Genomic DNA, 19,960 nt, shown 5'->3' with positions numbered 1-19,960 from the left:
CATTCGGGTCTAGGAATTCCACAACTCGGCCCTAAATCAGGCTTAGCCGTGGTCGAGCAAGTTCGGACCGCCGGGCCTGACGAGGAGATCGCGATGCAGACAAAGCCCACCCGCGCAGCCGCCAGGATCGTGGCTATGACCATGGTCGCCGGCCTGACGATCGAGGCTGCGGCCGCCTCCGCCCAGCCCTATCCGCCGCCGCCTCCGCCGCCCGGCTATGGCGCGCCGCCGACCTCTGGTCCCTCCGACTACGGCCCGCGTGACGCCGGACGCTACGTCGCCCCGCCGCCTGGCCAGTACGCGCCGCCGCCGCCCGGCTATGAGCGCCCCGGCGCGGTCTATGACGACGGCGCCCAGCGCGCCGACCGCGACTATGCGGACCGCTATTCCCGCTGGGCCCAGGAATATTGCATCGACCGGCGCAACAACAACACCGCCGCCGGCGCGATCATCGGCGGCATCCTGGGCGCGGTGGTCGGCTCCAACGTGTCGGGCCGCCATTCGAAGACCGGCGGATCGATCATCGGCGGCGCGCTTGGCGCGACGGCCGGGGCCGCGATCGGCGCCAGCTCCGCGGAGTCGGCCGACTGCCCGCCCGGCTACTACATCCGTTCCGGCGCGCCGCGGTTCGCCTACGGCCCGCCGGTGGAATACGGGCCGTCCTGGTACAATCCCTGGTTCTTCGAAGGCGGTATCTGGCTCTACCGGCCCTATCGCTACTGGTACTGGACCCACGACAGCTACTGGCGCCCCGACTGGCGGCCGGGCCGCTGGGACTATCACTACCGCCGCTGGTAGGGCTCAGGGCGCGGCGGCCTCACGCAGGATGCGGCTGCCGATCTCGCTGCGCTGGGCCGAGAGATGCTCCCGCGGATCGATGGAATAGAGCCCCTTCAGATAGGCGACATCGTAGCGGCTCAGGCCCGGCGGATCGGCCCCTGCCGGGCAGTCCGGGTTGAGGAAATCCAGGATGGTGGGCAGCTCGCTGCAGCCCTTGACCTGGGACGCGTGCGCCAGGCTCAGCATGGCCGCGCTATCGGCGATCGCGCCGATCTGGTGACCGACGATCTTGCTAGCGTCGATCACGACCAGCACCCCCATGAACTGGCTGGAGATGCGCGACGTCAGGCGACTGCCGGCGCTGCCGTTCGGAAGGCGATGAAATTCGTCGTCGGTCTCGACATTCCCGCCCTCCGGCGCCGTGCCGGTCATGTACCAGGCCTGGATCGGCTGGTTCACGGTCGCGAGCCGCTGGGCCTGGGCCGCATAGTGGAAGCCCAGCATCTGCGGATGGTGTTTTCGCACATCGTCCATCAGCGTCTGTGGCGTGGTCGTGAAGACGATCAACAGGTTCGTCTTGCACGGGAAGTTGCGGTTCGGATGTTTGTCGACCGGCGCGCCGACGCTGGCGGCCACGGCCTTCACTCGCGCGGTCACATAGGCGTCGAACGGGGCGGTCAGGCCGCCGGTCTGCGGGCACACCGGTCCCGCCCAGCGGGATAGTTGATCGATCCGGCTCGTGGCGCTGTGGGCCTCGACGAAGCGGTTGACCAAGTCGGGCAGCTTCTCCTGCTCCACCTTCGGCGCCACGACGGTAAGGGTCTCGACCGTGGAGGACGCCTGGGCCGCGGCGGCTTGGGCGCCGGCGTTGGAGGCGGGCTGATCGGGAGCGTTTCGCGCCTGGGCGCCGAAGGTCGCAATGAGAGCCAGCGCGGCCGCCACCAAAGGCGCACTTGCGAAGGCTCCGGTTCGCGTCATGGCTTGACCTCTCATGGGCGTCAGCGGGAGCGATCCTAACGCCTGAGCGGTTCCCTAGACCATCCCCGCCTTGCGCAGCGTCTGGTAGGCCTTGATGACCCGCTGCAGGCGGTTCTCGCCGGCCCGGTCGCCGCCATTGGCGTCCGGGTGCAGGCGGCGGACCAGCTCGGTGTAGCGGGTGCGGATCTTCGGGCCGTCGGCGTTCACGTCCAGGTCCAGGTCGGCCAGCGCATTGCGCTCGATCTTGCCGAGATGGCGGTCCTCAGCCTCGGGGACCGGTCTGCCGCCGTTCTTGCCGAACAGATTGAACGGGTCGCGGTAGCCCTCGCCCTTCTTGAACTTGTTGGAGAAGGCGGCGGCCTCACGGCTCATCCGGCCGGCCTTCATCTCCCAGGTGGGACGCCCGCCGGTGAACAGCTCGTCGGTCTGGCGGCGGCGGATCTCCGCCTCGCTGAGCCCTGCGAAGAAGTTCCAGTTGCGGTTGTACTCGGCAGCGTGCGGCTGACAGAACCAGTAGTGCTCGTTCAGCATGTCACGAGATTTGGGGGCCCGCGCCGTGGCGGCCTTCAGGCAGCCGGGGTGGTCGCAGGCCCGTTCGCCGGGCTTCAGCGCGTTGACGTCCTGGGCGCGCGCATCCTCCTCCTCCGAGGGCGGACGCACCCGGATGTCGACGAAACGCGGCTTGTATTGAAACGCGGCGGGCATGGGCCAAGTATGGGGCCGAGATAATCCCTTTCAAGAATTGAAGATCACAGCGATGGGCGCCATATTTGATGCCATCCAATCGAAACTGACTTCGGCCTTCGCGCCGACCCGTCTGGAAATCCAGGACGACTCCGCGCGGCACGCCGGCCACGCAGGCGCCCATCCGGACGGGGAGAGCCATTTCAACGTGCTGATCGAGTCCGCGGCCTTCGAAGGCGCGGCCAAGGTCGCCCGCCAGCGCATGGTCTATCGCGCGCTCGCCGACGAACTGGCCGGGCCGCTGCATGCGCTGTCGGTCAAGGCGCTGGCGCCGGGCGAAGCCTAGGGGTCTAATGTCGGGGAATTTGATACCGCTCATCCCTGGCCCCCCGGTTCGACCGAAGGTCGACCGGAGGATAAACTCCGGCCGGGACCCAGATCGGAAAGCGCCGATACTGGCCGGGTGAGCTCCGGAACATTCGAGCCCACATCTGAGCTCATCCATCTGGGTCCCGGCCTTCGCCGGGATGAGCGGAACCTGGGGAGGCCTTCGTTTGAAGACCACGATCACCGTCAACGGCCAGGCGCGCGCGCTCGACGTCGACCCGCGCACCACTCTGCTCGACGCGTTACGCGAACATCTGCGGCTGACCGGCTCGAAGAAGGGCTGCGACCACGGCCAGTGCGGGGCCTGCACGGTCCTGGTGAACGGCGTGCGGATCAACAGCTGCCTGTCCCTGGCGGTGATGCATGACGGCGATCAGGTCACCACCATCGAGGGCGTTGGCACGGTCGAGAAGCTCAGCCCCCTGCAGCAGGCCTTCCTCACCGAGGACGCCTTCCAGTGCGGCTACTGCACGCCCGGGCAGATCTGCTCGGCGCTCGGCATGCTGCAGGAGGTGGCCGACAACTGGCCCAGCCAGGAGACCGCCGACCTCACCGGCAAGATCCGGCTGACTGACGACGAGCTGCGCGAACGGATGAGCGGCAACATCTGCCGCTGCTCGGCCTATCCGCAGATCGTCGCGGCGATCCGATCGGTGGCGGGAGACGCCGCATGACCCTACTTCGCCAAGGCTTCGAAGGGCCATCCGCCCGATACTGCGAAGCTCCAGCAAGGAGCGTAGCAGGATGAGGCCGTTCACCTACGAGCGGGCCACCGACGCCGCCTCGGCGGTCAAGGCCGCCGCCGAGACGCCGAACGCCAAGTTCCTGGCCGGCGGCACCAACCTGCTCGACCTGATGAAGCTGGAGATCGAGCATCCGGCGCATCTGATCGACGTCGGCCGTCTGCCAATGGCGGCGATCGAGGAGACCCCCGAGGGTGGCCTCAGGATCGGCGCCATGGCCACCAACAGTCACGTGGCCGCCGACGCCCGGGTGCGCGCGCACTATCCGGTGCTGACCCAGGCGATCGTCGCCGGCGGCTCCGGCCAGTTGCGCAACAAGGCCACGACCGGCGGCAACCTGCTGCAGCGCACCCGCTGCGCCTACTTCTACGACACCACCAAGCCCTGCAATAAGCGCGCGCCCGGCTCCGGCTGTGGGGCCCTTGAGGGGCTGAACCGCAACTCGGCGATCTTCGGCGCCAGCCACGCCTGCATCGCCACCCACCCCTCGGACATGGCCGTGGCGCTGACGGCGCTGGGCGCGACGGTCGAGACGCTGTCGCCGTCTGGGCGGGCGCGGGCCTTCCCGATTATCGAGCTGCACCGCCTGCCCGGTGAGACGCCGGACGTCGAGACCCATCTGATCGCGGGTGAACTGATCACCGCCGTGGTGCTGCCGCCGCCGCCCGACGGCGGGCAGGTCTATCGCAAGGTGCGCGACCGGGCCTCCTACGCCGGCGGTCTGGCCAGCGTCGCGGTGGTGGGCGCGAACCTGGCGCTGGGCGCCGTGGCCCACAAGCCCTGGCGGGCCGTCGATGCGGAGGCGGCGCTGAAGGCCGGCGCCTCGCCCGCCGAAGCCATCAGCCGCGAACTGGAAGCCGCCAGCGAGAACGGCCGCAACGGCTTCAAGATCGACGTCGTGAGCCGTCTGGTCCCCGCGGCCATCGCCGAAGCCCGCGCGCAAGGGAGGGGCGCATGAGCTCCGTCATCGACTGGGAAAACACCCCCAATCCAGTCAAAGAGAACCGGGCCGGCAACATCGGCAAGGCGGTGGACCGCTACGAGGGCCCGCTGAAGGTCACCGGCACGGCGCCCTACGCCTATGAGGTCGAGCCGCCGTCGCCGCCGGCCTATGGCGTGCTGGTCTCCGCACCCATCGCCAAGGGGCGGATCACCGCCGTCGATATCGCCGCCGCGCAAGCCTCGCCCGGCGTGCAGCTGGTCTGGACCTATCAGAACGCCCCGGCCCAGGGCCCGCGCCCGGAGCGCTACGACTTCTTCACGCCCTCGCCGCGGCCGGCGCTGGAGTCGGACGAGGTCTACTATTTCGGCCAGCAGGTGGCCGTGGTCGTCGCCGACACGCTGGAGAACGCCCAGGCCGGCGCGGCCCTGGTGAACCTGACGTTCGAGGATGACGCCAAGGCGGTGACTTTCCACGACCATTTCGCCGAGGCGGTCCAGCCGCCCGGCGAATCCGACGTCGAGATCGGCGACTTCGAGGCGGCCTTCGCCGCGGCGCCCGTGACGGTCGACGATGTCTGGCGCACCCCGCTGCAGAACCACTGCCAGATGGAGCCCTGCGCCACCACGGCCTGGTGGGACGGTGATCAGCTCACTGTCCACACCTCGGTGCAGATGGTGCGCGTCGCCCAGAACTCGCTCGCCGAGACCCTGATGATGCCGCACAAGAGCGTGCGCCTGCTGACCCGCTACGTGGGCGGCGGCTTCGGCGGCAAGGGCTCGTTCTACGAGGACCTGGTGCTGGCGGCCCTGGCGGCCCGCGAGCTGGGCCGGCCGGTGAAGATCGCGCTCTCGCGTCAGCAGATGATGCACGGCACCGTGCACCGGCCGGCGACGGACCTGCACGTGCGCCTGGGCGCGACGCCCGACGGCAAGCTCACCGCCATGTCGCTGATGACGGTCACCCACTGCGACCGGCGGGGCAACTTCACCGAGCACGCCTCGAACTTCGCGCGGAACCTCTACGCCGCGCCCAACCGGCTGACCGGCCACCGCCTGATCCGGCTCGACCTGCCGGTGGCCAGCGCCATGCGCGCGCCCGGCGAGGCGTCGGGCACGCTCAGCCTGGAAGTCGCCATGGACGAGCTCGCCGAGAAGCTGGGCATGGACCCCGTCGAGCTGCGCATCCTCAACGAGCCGCCGACCGATCCGGAGACCGGCAAGCCGTTCTCGATCCGCCAACTGGTGCGCTGCATGCGCGAGGGCGCCCAACTGTTCGGCTGGGACAGGCGCAATCCGATTCCCGGCCGGGTGCGCGATGGGCGCTGGCTGGTGGGGTTGGGGATGGCCGCCGCCATCCGCGGCAATTTCCTGCTGCCCGCCAAGGCCAGCTTCACGGTCGACGCCGACGGCGTGATCACCGTCAAGCAGGGCATGACCGACATCGGCACCGGCACCTATACGGTGCTGGCCCAGATCGCCGCGGAGACCCTGGGCGTTCCGCTGGCCGACGTGCGCGTCGAGATCGGCGACTCGGAGCTGCCGCCCGCGCCCGGTTCCGGCGGCCAGTTCGGGGCGGCCACCGCCGGCTCGGCCGCGTTGGACGCCGGCATGAACCTGCGCGCCGCCATCGCCGAGATCGCCGTCGCCGACCCGGCCTCGCCGCTGTTCGGGGGGCCGTCTGAAGACATCACCTTCCAGGACGGCGTCATCGCCATCGCCAACCGTTCGGAGCGGCTGTCGGACCTGATCCGCCGCAATCGTCCCGAGGGCCTGACCGCCGAGGGCGAGGTCCGCCCGGCCGCCGACGCCGGCCTGTGGAGCTCGCACACCTACGGCGCCCACTACGTCGAGGTCGGGGTCGATACGGTGACCGGCGAAGTGCGCACCCGGCGCATGCTGGGCGTCTTCGCCGCGGGCCGGATCCTCAACTACAAGACCGCCCGCAGCCAGCTGACCGGCGGGATGATCTGGGGCGTCGGTTCGGCCCTGACCGAAGGCAATGCTGTGGACCCGCACTACGGTTCGCTGATCAACCAGGATCTGGCCAGCTACCTGGTGCCGGTCCAGGCCGACATCGGCGAACTGGACGCCATCATGCTCGACGAGGTCGATGACAAGGCCAATCCGATGGGCATCAAGGGCGTCGGCGAACTGGGCATCTCCGGCGCCGGGGCTGCGGTGGCCAACGCCATCTACAATGCCTGCGGCGTCCGCGTGCGCGACTATCCGATCACGCCGGACAAGCTGCTCGCGGCCCTGATGGCGAAGGGTCTCTAGGCAGCAGGGGCGGCGGTCGCCGCGGCCAGGGCGGTCGCGCCATGCCAGGCGTGGCGGGCCTGCGCCAAATGCAGGTCGGCGGCCTTGCCGTCGCCCAGCTTGCGCTCGGCCTGGGCGAGGACAGCCAGGGACACGGGGTCGGCGGGCCAGGTCTTCAGGGTCTGGCGGGCCTGGGCGGCCGCCTCGTCGGCCTTACCCTGTTCCAGCAGGGCCGCGGCGTAGCTGCGGCGGACCGGATACCACCAGCCGGGCGGATCGCTTAAGCGCCCCAGCACGCGGTCCTCGATCTGGGCGGCGGCGCTGAACGCCTTGGCGGCGTCGGCGGGCCTGCCCTCGATCATCGCCGCGCGGCCGGTCAGCACCAGCTTTGCTACGTCGATCATGCCCTTCATCTGCGGCGCATAGGGCCCGATCGCCTTGAGGTCCGCGGCGGGCGTCTCGATCGCCGCCAACTCGCGCCGGACGCCGGCGGCGTCGGCCTTGCGGGCATAGGCCTCGCCGCGGGCGTAGCGCCACATGACCCGGATGTAGCCGCGGTCGGCCGGGGGCTCCGGCAAGGCCAGCACCTCGTCCGGCGCAGCGAAGCGGCCCTCGGCGAAATAGGCGGTGCCGACCACGAATTGGTCGAAGGAGCCGACCGTCTTCGCCGCCGTCGCGTGGTCGAGGGCGGCCTTGGCCTCGGTCAGCGCGGCGGCGCCGTCGCCGCTCATCAGGGCCGCGCCGGTGGCGAACTGGACGTTGTGGGAGTGGTAGGTCAGCTTCCAGGGATCGCCCTCGAGCCCCTGCCGCGCGGCATTGGCGATGTCGAGCTTGATGGCCGACTGGTTGGCCCGCACCGCGTCCTCGTAGCGGCCGACGATGTAGTAGGTGTGCGAGGGCATGTGCGTCAGGTGGCTGGCCGAGGGCGCCAGCCGCTGAAGGGTGTCGGCGTAGGCCTCCGCCTGGCCGCCGAAACCGCTCATTTCCGTCGCGTGGATGTAGAAGTGGATCGCGCCGGTGTCGTCGGGCTTGCGGCGCAGGGCGCCGCCGATCAGCTCCAGCGCGCGGGGCAGGTTGTCCCGGGTCTCTTTGTTGGCGGTCGGGATCATCCAGGCGTCGGCGGCGACGATGGCGATCTCGTTGTCCGTGGGGTTTTCGCGCGCCAGCTGGTCCATGGCGCGGGCGAAGGCGTCGTCCCCGGGACCCATGCCGCCGCCCTTGCGGTAGCGCAGTTGCAGCGCCGCGATCAGTTTCTGCTCCTTGGCCGGTCCGTCCTTGGCCAGCGCCGCGGCCTTGTCGGCGATCGCGGCCAGATCGGTCTGCGCCTTGTCATCGACGGGGTAGTTGATCGTCGGGCCGCGCGCCCAGGCCTCGCCCCAGGCGCACATGGCGCAGGCAGGGTCGAGCCTCTCGGCCTCCTGGAAGGCGGCGACGGCCGGCTTGTGGGCGAAGGCGTGCGCCAGCTGCATGCCGTTGTCGAAATAAGCCTGGGCTTCAGGGCTGGCGGTGCGCACCGCAAAGCCGCCCGAGCCATAGCCGGCGAGAATCTTCTGCGCGGGCGCGGCGGCCGCCGTCTCGCCCGGCGCGGCGCCGCAGATGTGGCCGATCACCGGGTCGGGCTGGACGTCCGCCGCGGTGATCGCCGGCGCCAGCGCCAGGACCGCGCCTATCAGCCACTGCGTCCGCATGTCGTTTTCCCCTTCGCCGCGCCGCATTTCAAAGGTGGTGGCGACCACAGGTCAACAGGGCCAAAAATGTTCAGCCGTTCGCCCGTCGGCCAGTCTTTCCAAATTCGCATCACTGTTATGCGAATTGGCGTCTTTCGGCATGTCGCATCGTACCTATCTCAGGCGTCTTGAAGGCAGGACTTTCAAGATTTCGAGGAGACGGGACGTGAAACTTATTCTGCCGCTAGCGTCGCTGGCTGGCGCCTTAACCTTGCTGTTGGGCGGCTGGGGCGAAAGCGCGCTCAGCTACCTCTAACGGGCCGCTTAGCCGACCTTGGCGCGCAGCTCTCCGAGCACGCGGGCCAGGTCGCCTTCGCGGAACGGCTTCTGCAGGACCGGCGTGCCCCGGTCGACATCCCTCAGACCTGCATCCCCGTAACCGGTCGCGAACGCGAACGGATGGCCGCGCTCGCGCAGCAGGTCGGCGAGCGGGAAGATCGGCTGGCCGCCCAGGTTCACGTCGAGCACCGCGCAGTCGAGCGCGGCTGTGGCGGCGAGCTCCATCGCCTCGTCCAGCCGCGACGCTGGGCCAATCACCGAACAGCCGAGGTCGGTCAGCATGTCCTCGATGAGCATCGAGACCATCATCTCGTCTTCCACCACCAGCACGCGTAGGCCGGCGAGTCGGGCCGTGTCTGTCATTCGGTGGGCTCCAGAGCCTGCAAGCGCATCGCGCCGGTGAGAGCAACAGACGTTGCCACACCTGATCAAGCACGATCTTTAGTTGCGTCGGGCAGCCGACGCTCAGGCCTAGAGCGCGTCAGGGTGAAGTGGATACCGGTTCACCCGTCCGACGCGCTCTAAACTTTTGAAGATAGACCCTTCTTTTCCGGCTCAGGTGATCCCACCTGAACCGGGAAGGGTCTAGCCGTCGTCGCGCGCCGGCGCGGGCCAGATCTGCAGGCGGGTGATGCGGTTGACCTTGCGCTCGAGCACCACAAATCGGTGTTCGTGGAAGGTGAAGGTCTGGCCCGGATCGGGGATGCGCCGCACCTCATGGATTAAGAGGCCCGCGACGGTGACCGCCTCATCGTCGGGCAGGTCCCAGTTCAGCGCGCGGTTCAGGTCGCGGATGGTCACCGCGCCGTCGACGATGATCGAGCCGTCCTCAGCGGGCTTCACGCCGCTCACTGCCTCGTCGTGCTCGTCCTCGATCTCGCCGACGATCTCCTCGAGGATGTCCTCCAGGGTCACCAGGCCCTGCAGGGCGCCGTATTCGTCGACCACCAGGGCGAAGTGGTTGCGCCGCTTCAGGAAGGCCGCCAACTGATCCTTCAGGCTAGTGGTTTCCGGGATGAACCAGGGCTCGCGGATAATGGACGCCACCTCGACCGCATCGATCTTGCCGTCCGCGTCGGTGATCGCCTGCAGCAGGTCCTTGGCGTGCAGCACGCCGATGATGTTCTCCGAGTCGTCGCGGTAGATCGGCACGCGGCTGTGGCCGCTGTCCAAGACGGCCTCCAGAATCTCCCGCGGGCCCTGCTCGACGTCGAGGGTGGCGATCTCCTTGCGGTGGACCATCACCTCGCTGACGTCCATTTCCGCCAGGTCCAGCACCCCGCCGAGCATCCAGCGGTCGTGGGTCTCCACCAGCCCCTCGGCGTGGTGATATTCCACGGCGCCGCGGATTTCCTCGTGGGCGGCCAGCACGTCCATCTCCATGCCCAGCCGCACGCCGAACAGGCCCAGCGTCTTCCGCACGATCCACTGGATGGTGAAGATGATCGGGCCGAACACCCGCACCACCAGCTCCGTCGGACCCGAGAGGAACCGCGCCACATCGTCGGAGCGCAGGATCGCCAGCGTCTTGGGCAGCACCTCGGCGAAGACCAGCACCAGCACGGTCATCACCCCGGTGGCCACGGCGACGCCCAGCGCCCCCGGGATCGCCTTGGTCAGCACCTGGGTCGCGAGCGCCGACGACAGGATGTTGATCAGGTTGTTGCCCAGCAGGACCGCCCCGATCATCGTCTCGCGGTCGCCCAGCAGCCGGTTCACGCGCCGCGCGGCGCGGTCGCCGTCGCGCTCAAGCTGGTGCATGCGCGCGCGGCTGGCGCCGGTCAGCGCCGTCTCGGCGGCCGAGAACAGCGCCGACAGGGCCAGCAAGCCGAAGACGATAGGCGCCAGCGCCATGATCGCGCCCATCAGACGGCGCCCTCGGCTTGCAGAAAGCGGGCGACGGCCGCGGCGTCCACGTCCTTGGCGACGAAGGCCTCGCCGAGCTGGCGGGCCAGGATGAAGGTCAACTTGCCGCCTTCCGCCTTCTTGTCCTGCGCCATGTGACGGACCAGCTTGGCGGCGTCGAAGGGTTCGCGGCGCACTTCAGCCATGGTGGTCGGCAGGCCGGCGGCGCCGATGGCCGTTGAGGCGCGGGTCGCGTCCTGCGTCCGGCAAAGCCCCTCCGCGGCGGAGAAACGGAACGCCAGCGCCATGCCCGCGCCGACCGCCTCGCCGTGCAGCAGAGCCTCGCCATAGCCGGTCTCGGCCTCCAGGGCGTGGCCGAAGGTGTGGCCGAGGTTGAGCAGGGCGCGGCGGCCCTGTTCGGTCTCGTCCTCGGCGACGATCTCCGCCTTCATCTCGACGGATCGCGCGACAGCATGCGCCAACGCGGCCGGTTCGCGCGCCAGCACGGCGGCCCCATTGGCCTCCAGCCACTCGAAGAAACCGAAGTCGCCCAGCAGGCCGTACTTGATCACCTCGGCGTAGCCGCAGCGCATCTCGCGTTCGGGCAGGGTCGCCAGCACGTCCAGGTCGGCCAGCACCAGCCGGGGCTGGTGGAAGGCGCCCACCAGGTTCTTGCCGCGCGGCGTGTCGATAGCGGTCTTGCCGCCCACCGAGGAGTCCACCTGCGCCAGCAGGGTGGTGGGGATCTGCACGAAGTCGACGCCGCGCTTGTAGATCGCTGCGGCGAACCCGGCGAGATCGCCGACCACCCCGCCGCCGAACGCCGTCACCACGTCGCCCCGGTCGAGTTCGAGGGCCAGCAGCCGGTCGCTGACCTCGGCCAGGCCCTCGAAGCTCTTGGTCTGCTCGCCCGGCGGCACGATCACCGGCGAGACCGCGATCCCGGCGGCCTCCAGCGCGGCGGTGAGCCGGGCGCCATGCAGGCTCCAGACCGTCTCGTCGCTGACCACGGCGGTGCGGCGGCGCTTCAGGAACGGGGCCATCGTCTCGCCGGCCCGGTCGATCAGGCCGGGCCCCACGCGGACCTCGTAGCTGCGCGCGCCCAGCCCGACGGCGATCGTGCGGCTCATGACGCAGGACCTTGGGGCGCGGGGGCCTCAGGCTCTGATGTCTGCAGGTGGGCGCTGAGCGCGCGGATCAGCTGGTCGACGGTGACGTGGTGCGCTGCGTCGCCGGTCTCGACGACGATGTCGGCCTCTCCATAGGCCGGATAGCGCGCGTCGGCCTGGGCCTGCAGCACATCCAGGGGGTCTTTGCCGGCCAGCAGGGGCCGGGTGTCCTTGCGCGAGACGCGCCGCGCCAGGACGTCCAGGTCGGCCTTCAGCCACACCGATACGGCCTTCGATTTGATCAGCTCGCGGGTCTGCGGGTTCATGAAGGCGCCGCCGCCGGTGGCCAGGACGTGCGGGTCCTGATCCAGCAGGCGCGCGATCACCCGGCGCTCGCCCTCGCGGAAGGCCTCCTCGCCCAGGTCGGCGAAGATGTCGGAGATCGAGCAGCCGGCGGCGGCCTCGACTTCGGAATCGGCGTCGCGGAATGGCAGCTCCAGCGCGCTGGCGAGCCGCCGGCCAACGCTCGACTTCCCCACGCCCATCAGGCCCACGAGGGCGATGGTGCGGCGGCGCAACGGTGCATAGCGGTCCATGGACGGCTCAGGTCTACACGAGGCGTCGCCCTCGCGCCAACTTCGCGCCGCGGTTATGATCCCGGCATGTCGCGTCGCACCGGTTTCCTCGCCCTGATGATCCTCGCCGGTGCGGCTTCGGCTGCGATGGCTCAGGAGCCGCCGCCCGCGGCGAACCCGCCCGCCGAGGCGCCGCCGCCGGCGGCCGCGCCCATCGCGCCTGCGCCGGCCACCACGAGCGTTCAGGTCGAGACCCTGGCCGCGCCGGACGCCTTCACCACGCCGGGGCGCGACACCGGCCTGCCCGCCACCTTGTGGCGCGGGGCCTCGCTGACGACTGTCAAGGCGGTGCTGCCGCTGATCGCCGCCCGGCCGCTCAGCCCCGCGGCGGCCGCGCTCGCCCGCCGCGTGCTGGCGACCGGCGCCCAGGGACCGAAGGGCGCCGACGACCCGGCGGTGACCGGCGCGCGCGCCGTCGCGTTGCTGGGCCTGGGCGACGCCAAGGCGGCCGGCGCGGTCCTGGCTCGCGCGCCGGGCGTCGACCGCACGCCGGAGCTGGCCCACGCGGCAGCGGAAAGCGCGCTGCTCGCCAGCGACGACGCCCGCGCCTGCGCCGTGGAGAAGACCCTGACCGCCGGCCGCGACGACGTCTATTGGTTGCGCCTGCGGACCTACTGCCAGGCGATCGGCGGCCATCCAGATCAGGCCCAGCTGACCTTCGACCTGGCCCAGGCGCAGGCCAAGGACCCGGTCTTCGCCCGGCTGATGACCGCCAAGCTGGCCGGCGCGGGCAATCCCGGCGCGGCCTCGCTGCGCAATGGCTTGGACTACGCCCTGTCGCACAGCCTGGGTCTCGACCTGACGGCGGCCAAGGCCTCGCCAGCCGTGGCCGCGGCGCTGTCCGGCGGCGTTCCCGCCGAGCCCACCTTCGACACCTCCACGGCCGCTCCGGATGTGATGCCGCTGGTCGAGGCCTTGATGCGGGGACAGGCGGTGAGCGACGCGGTCCTCCAGGCGCTCGCGGAGCCCGCCGGCTCGGCCGAGCCTAGGACCCGCGCCCGTGGTCAGGCGGCCCTGCTCCTCGGCCTGGCTTTGTCCGGGCCGCTGACGGCGGAGACCCGGGCTCAGATCGCCGTCCTCGCAACCCCGGAGGGCAAAGGGCCGCTCGGCCGCGACCTGGCCCTGGAAAGCGCCGGCGAGGGCAAGCTGATGGGCGAGGCGGCGATGCTCGCGCTCTGGACCTGCGCCGAGGCGGGCGCCGCCGGCCCCGTCCTGGGCGACCGGGTGCGGATCGTGCGCGCCCTGCACCTCGTGGGCCTGGAGGTCGACGCGCGCGCCTTCGCCCTGGAAGGCCTGTTGGCGCTGAAATGAGCGCGCCCCAAATTCAAGGGAGGGGCTCGTCCTGGGCCGAAGCCTTCCTGGAGATGATGTCCGTCGAGCGCGCGGCGGCGAAAAACACGCTCACCGCCTACACGCGCGACTTGACCGACGCGGCGGGCTTCCTGACCGGCCGGGACCGCGACCTGGCCGACGCCTCGGCGGAGGATGTCGAGGCCTATTTCGTGAGCCTTAGCGAACGCGGCCTGTCGCCGGCCACCGCGTCACGGCGGCGCGCGTCGGTGCGGCAATTCTACCGCTTCGTTCTAGGGGAAGATTGGCGCGCCGACGATCCCTCACGCCGGGTCGAGGCGCCGAAGAAGGGCCGCTCGCTGCCCAAGGTGCTGAGCCGCGCCGAGGTCGACCGGCTGATCGCCGCGGCCGGGGCGAAAGACGGCGCCCAGGGCCTGCGCCTCGGCTGCATGGTGGAGCTGGCCTACGCCTCGGGTCTGCGGATCTCGGAGCTGACCGGCCTGACGCTCTCGGCCCTGGCGCGCGACCCGGCCTATCTGATCGTCAAGGGCAAGGGCGGCAAGGAGCGGCTGGCTCCGCTCAACGACGCCGCACGGACGGCGGTGAAGGCCTATCTGCAGGTCCGTCCGGGCTTTCTGCCCAAGGGCGATAAGGCGAACCCGTGGCTCTTCGCCTCCCGGGGCAAGGAGGGCCGCCTCACCCCGCGCCGCTTCGCCCAGCTTCTGGACGAGGTGGCCGCCGACGCCGGGATCGATCCGGCGCGAGTCAGCCCGCACGTCCTGCGCCACGCCTTCGCCACCCACCTGCTGGAAGGCGGCGCCGACCTGCGCGTGGTGCAGACCCTGCTGGGCCACGCCGACATCGGCACGACCCAGATCTACACCCACGTGGCCGGCGACCACCTGGCGCAGGTTGTCGCCACGAAGCATCCGCTCGCTAAGAAACCCTAGCCGGTGATGCGGTAGCGGCCATCCCGATCGGGGCAGACGCGGACGTAGCGGACGTCCTCGCCGTAGCTGTCGACCGCGGCGGGCGCCAGGCGGCAGCGCAAGCGGCTGTAGTAGGCGTAGTCGTAGCGCCCGCTGCGGAAGTCGCGGTCCTCGCGGTAGGCGACGGTGTCGCTGTAGCTGTAGTACGGCCCGCGGCTGTCGCAGCGATAGCGGTCGTGCGCATTGCCGACCGAGCCGCCGATGCCGGCGCCCACGACGCCGCCCAGGATCGCGCCGTCGGTGCGGTGGCCGCCCGCGGCGATGTTGGAGCCCAGAGCCGCGCCGGCGAGCGCGCCGATCACCGCGCCGGCGGTCGCCGAGGAGTGGTCGTTGCGGCAGGTCACGACCGGGGCATAGGCCGCGGCCGGGCGTCCGTAGTTGTCCACGTAACGCGGCGGGGGGCCATAGACCGCCCAGCGCTGCGCGTCCCATACCGGAGCCGGGCCATAGACGCGGACGTAGGCGCCGTAGCCGTAGCGGGCGTCATAGTCGGCGCGGGCGCGCGCCCAGGCGTCGCGGCGCCGCTCGTAGTCCGCGAGGGCCTGCTCATAGCCGGCGCGGCTGGCCTCGTAGTTGTCGCGGCGGGCGTCGTACGCGTCCTTGCGGGCGTCATAGGCATCCTTGCGGCTCTCGTAGTTCCGCTGCTCTTGTTGGTATTGCTGCTGCTGGTCCTGGTACTGCTGCGACGGCTGGTAGGACGGCCCGGGCGGCGGCTGGTCCTGCGGGTCGCGCTGGTACTGCTGGGCCGGATATTGCGGGGCGGGTTGGTACTGGGCCATCGCCGGCGCGGCGATCGACAGCGCCAGGATCGAGGCCATCCCGAACTTCAGGGGGGTGTTCATCGAAAGTCTCCATTCTCTCCAGGGCGCGGACGGCGCATCGCCGGGCCGCACGTCTACGGCCGAAACAACCCTCAGGGTGGAGGCGGGGTTGCATGAACCGGCGTTCACGGAACCGCGGGCCGCGGGCTGGCGCTCTTGTGACGCGGGCCCATCGCGGGCTGGAGCGCGTCAGGGTGAAGTGGACACCGGTTCACCCGTCCGACGCGCTCCAGATGTTTGGAGATAGACCCTTCTTATCCGGTTCAGGTGGTTCCACCTGAACCGGGAAGGGTCTAGGTTCCGGCCCCGCTTCGACATGAAGGACCGAGTTCCCGGATGGCAGTGCACTACCTCGAGTTCGAGCGCCCGATCGCCGACCTCGAAGCCAAGATCGAGGAGCTTTCGAAGCTCTCGGAAACGGCCAGCCCGGGCGCGTTCGACGCCGAGATCGAAGCCCTGCGCGCGCGCACCCAGGAGATGCGCCGCGAGACCTATTCCAAGCTCGACGCCTGGCAAAAGACCCAGGTCGCCCGCCACCCGGACCGACCGCACTTCGTCGACTACGCCGCTGGCCTGATCGACGAATTCGTGGAGCTGAAGGGCGACCGCACCTACGCCGACGATCAGGCGATCATCGGCGGCCTCGGCCGGTTCCGCGGCCGCCCGGTGGTGATCATGGGCAACGAAAAGGGCCGCGATACGATCACGCGGGTGAAGCACAACTTCGGGCTCGCCCGGCCGGAGGGCTACCGCAAGGCGATCCGGCTGATGGAGCTGGCCGAGCGCTTCAGCCTGCCGATCATCAGCTTCGTGGATACGCCCGGCGCCTATCCCGGCGTGGCGTCGGAGGAGCGCGGGGTTGCCGAGGCCATCGCGCGGTCGACGGAAAAGAGCCTGCTGCTGGGCGTGCCCATCGTGGCCGTCATCACCGGTGAGGGCGCGTCCGGCGGCGCCAGCGCCATCGCCAGCGGCTCGCGGGTGCTGATCCTGGAGCACGCCATCTACATGGTCATCTCGCCGGAGGGCGCGAACTCGATCCTCTGGCGCGGGGCGCGGACGCCGGACGAAGCGGCCAAGGCCATGAAGATCACCGCCCAGGACCTGCTCGGCCTGAAGATCGTCGACCGGATCATCCCCGAGCCGCCCGGCGGCGCCCACTCCGATCCCGAGGCGACCCTCAAGGCGGTCGGCGACGCCATCGAAGAAGAGCTGAAGGCGCTCGAGGGCTTCACGCCCGACGAGCTGCGCAAACACCGCGCCGAACGCTTCTACGCCATCGGCCGGGCGGGGCTGCAGTAGGGCTTGCCTGACGCCGCGTCTGCGCGTTGAGTGTCATCCAAACAACTGTTTGGAGGGACGCCCGATGGCGCTGAAGACCCGGTTCACCGAGCTTTTCGGGATCGAGCATCCTATCGTCCAGGGCGGCATGCAATGGGTTGGCCGCGCCGAACTGGTGGCCGCGGTCGCCAGTGCCGGCGGGCTGGGCTTCATCACCGCGCTCACGCAGCCGACGCCGGAGAAGCTGACCGAGGAGATCGCGCGCTGCCGCACCCTGACCGACAAGCCGTTCGGCGTGAACCTGACCATCCTGCCGGCCATCAAGCCCCCGCCCTACGCCGAATACCGCCAGGCGATCATCGAGGCGGGCATCAAGATCGTCGAGACGGCGGGCAACAAGCCGATCGAGCACGTCGAGGAGTTCAAGAAGCACGGCATCAAGGTGATCCATAAGTGCACCTCCGTCCGCCACGGCCTGTCGGCCGAGCGGATGGGCGTCGACGCCATTTCCATCGACGGCTTCGAATGCGCCGGCCACCCGGGCGAAGACGACGTGCCCGGCCTGATCCTGATCCCGGCGGCGGCCGACAAGATCAAGATCCCGATGATCGCCTCCGGCGGCTTCGGCGACGCCCGCGGCCTGGTGGCGGCGCTCGCCCTGGGCGCGGAGGGGATCAACATGGGCACCCGTTTCATGGCGACCGTGGAGAGCCCGATCCACCCGAACATCAAGCAGCAGATCGTCGACAACGACGAACGCGCCACGGAGCTGATCTTCCGCACCATGCACAACACCTCGCGCGTGGCGAAGAACGTCATCTCGACCCAGGTGGTGGCCATGGAGCGCGAGGGCGCGAAGTTCGAGGACGTCCGCGAACTGGTGGCCGGGACCCGCGGCCGCAGCGTCTATGAGGTCGGCGACAACGACGCCGGCATCTGGTCGGCCGGCCAGATCCAGGGACTGATCCACGACATCCCCACCTGCGCAGAGCTGATCCACCGCATCGTCCGCGAGGCCGAGGAGATCATCCACGGCCGCCTGGATCGTATGGCGGGGATGCGGCAGATGGTGGAGGCCTGAGGACGCTATGGGCCTACCGCAGATTCCGCCCTGGGACTGGAGGGTCCTGACCCTGGCGGTGGCCCTGCTGCTCTACGTAATCCGGTCGCCCTGGAAACGGGACCGCTAGCGGACCTGCCTCAGAGCCGCGGCCAGCTCATCCACCGCCTCTGGCGTCGTGGCCCAGGAGCACATGAAACGCACGGAGCCGTCGAGGAAGCGCTGGGCCATCCAGCCGGCGGCTTGCAGGTGCAGACGCGTGGGTTCGTCCATTTCCACGAACACGCCGCTGGATTCGACCGGGTGGTTCAGCTTGAACGGCATCTGGCCGGCTAGGCGCTGGGCCATGGCGTTGGCGTGGGCGGCGTGGCGCAGCACCGCCCCGTCGCGCAGCATGCCGATGAACGGCGCGGCGTAGAACCGGCCCTTCGACGGGAACTGGCCGGACTGCTTCAGGCGCGCGTCGAAGCGGTGGGCCAGCGGGCGGTCGAAGATCACCAGCGCCTCGGTGGGCGGCATCCCGGCCTTGGTCCCGCCGATGACCAGGATGTCGACGCCGAGCGGGCGGATCGCCACCAGGTCGAAGCCGGCGGCCGCGGCGTTGAAGATCCGCGCCCCGTCCAGGTGGACGCCCGCGCCCTTGTCCTTGGCCGTGCCGATCAGGCCGGCCAGCGCCTGGGTCGAATAGACGCCGCCATATTCCGTGGCGTTGGTCAGCGACAGGGCGCCGGGCGACTGGACGTGGCCGTTCTCCGGCTGGGCCAGCGCCGCAGCCAGGGCCGCCGGATCGATCTTCCCGTCCGCGCCGGGCAGCGGGATCATGCCCAGGCCGTGGCCGAAGAAGCCGGGCGCGCCGGTCTCGTCGGTGGCGGCGTGCGCGTGCCGGTGGGCCAGCACGGACTCGAAAGGCTTGCAGAGGGCGGCGAGCGCGATCGCGTTGGCCGCGGTGCCGCTGGCCACAAATCGCACCTCGGCGTCGGCGTCCAGCAGCTGGCGGATCAGGTCGGCGGCCTGGGCGGTGACGGTGTCGGCCCCATAGCCGGCGGTGAAGCCTGAGTTGGCGTCCAGCACCGCCTGCATGGCTTCCGGCGCGGCCGGCGCGGTATTGTCGGAGGCGAAGTCGTAGCGGGCGGTCATGGTCTTAAGGATCAGCTCGCCGTCGCGGCCATGATGTCGCAGAAGGTCGCCATGTCGACGTTGCCGCCGGAGACCACACAGACGATGGGGCCCCCGTTCATGTCTATTGGGCCCGCCTCGCCGGTGAGGGCGGCGGCCAGCGGCAGGCAGCCCGCGCCCTCGGCGACGATCCGGGCTTTCTCCGCCATCAGCCGCATGGCGCGGCGGGTCTGGTCGAGGGTGACGACGATGGCGCCGTCCACCAGGGGCGTCATGCGCTCGTACATCCGCGGGAAGACGCTCTGGCCGCCGGCGCCGTCGACGAAGGAGGCCTGCCATTCCGGGAACTTCTGCGGCGATCCGGCGGCCAGCGACCGCGAAAGCGGCGCGGCGGTTTCCGGCTCGGCGGCCCAGAGCTTGATGCCGGGCTTGATCGCCTTCACCGCGCTGCCGACGCCGGTGATCAGGCCGCCGCCGCCGACGCCGCAGATCACGGCCACGGCGTCCGGAGCATCTTCCAGGATCTCCAGGCCCATGGTCGCGTGGCCGGCGATGAAGTCGTCGTCGTCGAAGGGGTGGATAAAGGTCCCCTCGACGCCGGGATAGGCGCGGTCGTCCAGCGCGCTCCAGGCGCCTTCGTAGGAGACCAGCACCAGCTTCGCGCCCAACGCTCGCATCCGGTCGAGCTTGGAGGCGGGCGCGGTCTCGATGGCGACGACCGTGCAGCGGACGCCGGCCTTGCGCGCGGCGTAGGCGACGCCCTGGCCCGCATTGCCGGCGCTGATCGTCCAGACACCCTTCTTGCGCTCCGCCTCGCTCAGCATGGCGACGGCGTTGGCGGCGCCGCGCAGCTTGTAAGCGTTGATCGGCTGCAGGTTCTCCAGCTTCAGGCGGATATCCGGAAATCCCGCGCCAAGCTCCAGCCGGACGAGCGGCGTACGCACGCAGGTCCCGGCGATCCGGCCACGCGCGGCCTCGATCTCGGCGAGGGTGATGGGGCGGACGGGCGGGAGTACGGCGGGCATGGGGCTGTCTCTCACA

At 70.1% G+C, this 19,960-nt stretch carries 19 protein-coding genes; 9 read left to right on the top strand and 10 right to left on the bottom strand.

Features of this window, described 5'->3' with window-relative positions; genetic code table 11:
• The first annotated feature begins 93 nt into the window (after window positions 1-93).
• Window positions 94-798: a glycine zipper 2TM domain-containing protein gene (locus tag VHS75_RS00740; RefSeq protein ID WP_329636686.1), complete on the top strand. Its 705-nt coding sequence runs from the start codon at window positions 94-96 to the stop codon at window positions 796-798.
• Window positions 799-801: 3 nt separating this feature from the next.
• Here the strand turns inward: VHS75_RS00740 and VHS75_RS00735 are convergent, their stop codons facing one another.
• Together VHS75_RS00735 and VHS75_RS00730 are read right to left on the bottom strand one after the other, a co-directional pair.
• Complete coding sequence (locus VHS75_RS00735) at window positions 802-1,758, bottom strand: hypothetical protein (RefSeq protein WP_329636685.1); 957 nt, start codon at window positions 1,756-1,758, stop codon at window positions 802-804.
• A 54-nt stretch (window positions 1,759-1,812) separates the two neighbouring features.
• Window positions 1,813-2,463 carry a J domain-containing protein gene (locus tag VHS75_RS00730; RefSeq protein ID WP_329636684.1) on the bottom strand — a complete coding sequence of 217 codons (651 nt, stop codon included), beginning with the start codon at window positions 2,461-2,463 and terminating at the stop codon, window positions 1,813-1,815.
• A gap of 52 nt (window positions 2,464-2,515) precedes the next feature.
• On the opposite strand from VHS75_RS00730, the gene VHS75_RS00725 reads away from it, so the two are divergent.
• The 4 genes from VHS75_RS00725 to VHS75_RS00710 all read left to right on the top strand — a co-directional run bounded on the left by VHS75_RS00725 (window position 2,516) and on the right by VHS75_RS00710 (window position 6,791).
• A complete protein-coding gene (locus tag VHS75_RS00725; RefSeq protein WP_329636683.1) occupies window positions 2,516-2,788 on the top strand; it encodes a BolA family protein in 273 nt (90 codons plus the stop codon).
• A 208-nt stretch (window positions 2,789-2,996) separates the two neighbouring features.
• Window positions 2,997-3,503: a 2Fe-2S iron-sulfur cluster-binding protein gene (locus VHS75_RS00720; protein WP_329636682.1), complete on the top strand. Its 507-nt coding sequence runs from the start codon at window positions 2,997-2,999 to the stop codon at window positions 3,501-3,503.
• Window positions 3,504-3,573: 70 nt separating this feature from the next.
• Window positions 3,574-4,530, top strand: a complete 957-nt coding sequence (locus VHS75_RS00715; protein ID WP_329636681.1) for a xanthine dehydrogenase family protein subunit M — start codon at window positions 3,574-3,576, stop codon at window positions 4,528-4,530.
• The gene (locus tag VHS75_RS00710; RefSeq protein WP_329636680.1) at window positions 4,527-6,791 is read left to right on the top strand and encodes a xanthine dehydrogenase family protein molybdopterin-binding subunit; all 2,265 of its coding nucleotides are present in this window, start codon (window positions 4,527-4,529) and stop codon (window positions 6,789-6,791) included. The genes VHS75_RS00715 and VHS75_RS00710 overlap by 4 nt, the downstream gene beginning before the upstream one ends.
• Here the strand turns inward: VHS75_RS00710 and VHS75_RS00705 are convergent.
• The 5 genes from VHS75_RS00705 to VHS75_RS00685 all read right to left on the bottom strand — a co-directional run bounded on the left by VHS75_RS00705 (window position 6,788) and on the right by VHS75_RS00685 (window position 12,326).
• On the bottom strand, window positions 6,788-8,458 hold the full coding sequence (locus VHS75_RS00705; protein ID WP_329636679.1) for a hypothetical protein: 1,671 nt from the start codon (window positions 8,456-8,458) through the stop codon (window positions 6,788-6,790). The genes VHS75_RS00710 and VHS75_RS00705 overlap by 4 nt on opposite strands.
• 303 nt (window positions 8,459-8,761) lie before the next feature.
• Entirely contained in the window at window positions 8,762-9,139 is a 378-nt protein-coding gene (locus tag VHS75_RS00700; protein WP_329636678.1) for a response regulator, read from the bottom strand.
• Window positions 9,140-9,361: 222 nt separating this feature from the next.
• Complete coding sequence (locus VHS75_RS00695; protein WP_414694234.1) at window positions 9,362-10,642, bottom strand: HlyC/CorC family transporter; 1,281 nt, start codon at window positions 10,640-10,642, stop codon at window positions 9,362-9,364.
• A complete protein-coding gene (aroB, locus tag VHS75_RS00690) occupies window positions 10,642-11,751 on the bottom strand; it encodes a 3-dehydroquinate synthase (RefSeq protein ID WP_329636677.1) in 1,110 nt (369 codons plus the stop codon). The genes VHS75_RS00695 and aroB overlap by 1 nt, the downstream gene beginning before the upstream one ends.
• On the bottom strand, window positions 11,748-12,326 hold the full coding sequence (locus VHS75_RS00685; RefSeq protein WP_329636676.1) for a shikimate kinase: 579 nt from the start codon (window positions 12,324-12,326) through the stop codon (window positions 11,748-11,750). The genes aroB and VHS75_RS00685 overlap by 4 nt, the downstream gene beginning before the upstream one ends.
• Before the next feature lie 66 nt (window positions 12,327-12,392).
• Here VHS75_RS00685 and VHS75_RS00680 point away from each other — a divergent pair, with 66 nt between their 5' ends.
• Window positions 12,393-13,676, top strand: coding sequence for a hypothetical protein (locus VHS75_RS00680; RefSeq protein ID WP_329636675.1), 1,284 nt, complete (start codon window positions 12,393-12,395; stop codon window positions 13,674-13,676).
• Entirely contained in the window at window positions 13,673-14,605 is a 933-nt protein-coding gene (locus tag VHS75_RS00675) for a site-specific tyrosine recombinase XerD (protein WP_329636674.1), read from the top strand. Before VHS75_RS00680 ends, VHS75_RS00675 begins: the two co-directional genes overlap by 4 nt.
• On the opposite strand, the gene VHS75_RS00670 is transcribed toward VHS75_RS00675, so the two are convergent.
• Entirely contained in the window at window positions 14,602-15,486 is an 885-nt protein-coding gene (locus tag VHS75_RS00670; RefSeq protein ID WP_329636673.1) for a glycine zipper domain-containing protein, read from the bottom strand. The two genes, VHS75_RS00675 and VHS75_RS00670, sit on opposite strands and share 4 nt — an antisense overlap.
• 315 nt (window positions 15,487-15,801) lie before the next feature.
• Between VHS75_RS00670 and VHS75_RS00665 the strand changes: the two genes are divergently transcribed.
• Window positions 15,802-16,764, top strand: a complete 963-nt coding sequence (locus VHS75_RS00665; RefSeq protein ID WP_329636672.1) for an acetyl-CoA carboxylase carboxyltransferase subunit alpha — start codon at window positions 15,802-15,804, stop codon at window positions 16,762-16,764.
• A gap of 64 nt (window positions 16,765-16,828) precedes the next feature.
• Window positions 16,829-17,824 (top strand): nitronate monooxygenase family protein, encoded by a 996-nt coding sequence (locus VHS75_RS00660; RefSeq protein ID WP_329636671.1) that lies wholly within the window; start codon window positions 16,829-16,831, stop codon window positions 17,822-17,824.
• A 105-nt stretch (window positions 17,825-17,929) separates the two neighbouring features.
• Here VHS75_RS00660 and VHS75_RS00655 read toward each other — a convergent pair whose 3' ends face one another.
• Complete coding sequence (locus VHS75_RS00655) at window positions 17,930-18,940, bottom strand: beta-eliminating lyase-related protein (RefSeq protein WP_329636670.1); 1,011 nt, start codon at window positions 18,938-18,940, stop codon at window positions 17,930-17,932.
• Window positions 18,941-18,951: 11 nt separating this feature from the next.
• A complete protein-coding gene (locus tag VHS75_RS00650) occupies window positions 18,952-19,944 on the bottom strand; it encodes a threonine ammonia-lyase (protein WP_329636669.1) in 993 nt (330 codons plus the stop codon).
• Between the last annotated feature and the right edge of the window lie 16 nt (window positions 19,945-19,960).

It is taken from the genome of Phenylobacterium sp., assembly GCF_036264965.1.
Taxonomy (GTDB): domain Bacteria; phylum Pseudomonadota; class Alphaproteobacteria; order Caulobacterales; family Caulobacteraceae; genus Phenylobacterium.
This window is presented reverse-complemented; position numbering and strand designations above follow the sequence as displayed.

Excerpts from the sequence above, each read along its gene's own strand:
- VHS75_RS00705 (WP_329636679.1), bottom strand. The coding sequence starts at position 8,458 with ATGCGGACGCAGTGGCTGATAGGCGCGGTCCTGGCGCTGGCGCCGGCG.
- VHS75_RS00730 (WP_329636684.1), bottom strand. The coding sequence starts at position 2,463 with ATGCCCGCCGCGTTTCAATACAAGCCGCGTTTCGTCGACATCCGGGTG.
- VHS75_RS00700 (WP_329636678.1), bottom strand. The coding sequence starts at position 9,139 with ATGACAGACACGGCCCGACTCGCCGGCCTACGCGTGCTGGTGGTGGAA.
- VHS75_RS00670 (WP_329636673.1), bottom strand. The coding sequence starts at position 15,486 with ATGAACACCCCCCTGAAGTTCGGGATGGCCTCGATCCTGGCGCTGTCG.
- VHS75_RS00655 (WP_329636670.1), bottom strand. The coding sequence starts at position 18,940 with ATGACCGCCCGCTACGACTTCGCCTCCGACAATACCGCGCCGGCCGCG.
- VHS75_RS00660 (WP_329636671.1), top strand. The coding sequence starts at position 16,829 with ATGGCGCTGAAGACCCGGTTCACCGAGCTTTTCGGGATCGAGCATCCT.
- VHS75_RS00665 (WP_329636672.1), top strand. The coding sequence starts at position 15,802 with ATGGCAGTGCACTACCTCGAGTTCGAGCGCCCGATCGCCGACCTCGAA.
- VHS75_RS00650 (WP_329636669.1), bottom strand. The coding sequence starts at position 19,944 with ATGCCCGCCGTACTCCCGCCCGTCCGCCCCATCACCCTCGCCGAGATC.
- VHS75_RS00675 (WP_329636674.1), top strand. The coding sequence starts at position 13,673 with ATGAGCGCGCCCCAAATTCAAGGGAGGGGCTCGTCCTGGGCCGAAGCC.
- VHS75_RS00695 (WP_414694234.1), bottom strand. The coding sequence starts at position 10,642 with ATGGGCGCGATCATGGCGCTGGCGCCTATCGTCTTCGGCTTGCTGGCC.
- VHS75_RS00725 (WP_329636683.1), top strand. The coding sequence starts at position 2,516 with ATGGGCGCCATATTTGATGCCATCCAATCGAAACTGACTTCGGCCTTC.
- VHS75_RS00715 (WP_329636681.1), top strand. The coding sequence starts at position 3,574 with ATGAGGCCGTTCACCTACGAGCGGGCCACCGACGCCGCCTCGGCGGTC.
- VHS75_RS00685 (WP_329636676.1), bottom strand. The coding sequence starts at position 12,326 with ATGGACCGCTATGCACCGTTGCGCCGCCGCACCATCGCCCTCGTGGGC.
- VHS75_RS00680 (WP_329636675.1), top strand. The coding sequence starts at position 12,393 with ATGTCGCGTCGCACCGGTTTCCTCGCCCTGATGATCCTCGCCGGTGCG.
- aroB (WP_329636677.1), bottom strand. The coding sequence starts at position 11,751 with ATGAGCCGCACGATCGCCGTCGGGCTGGGCGCGCGCAGCTACGAGGTC.
- VHS75_RS00740 (WP_329636686.1), top strand. The coding sequence starts at position 94 with ATGCAGACAAAGCCCACCCGCGCAGCCGCCAGGATCGTGGCTATGACC.
- VHS75_RS00735 (WP_329636685.1), bottom strand. The coding sequence starts at position 1,758 with ATGACGCGAACCGGAGCCTTCGCAAGTGCGCCTTTGGTGGCGGCCGCG.
- VHS75_RS00710 (WP_329636680.1), top strand. The coding sequence starts at position 4,527 with ATGAGCTCCGTCATCGACTGGGAAAACACCCCCAATCCAGTCAAAGAG.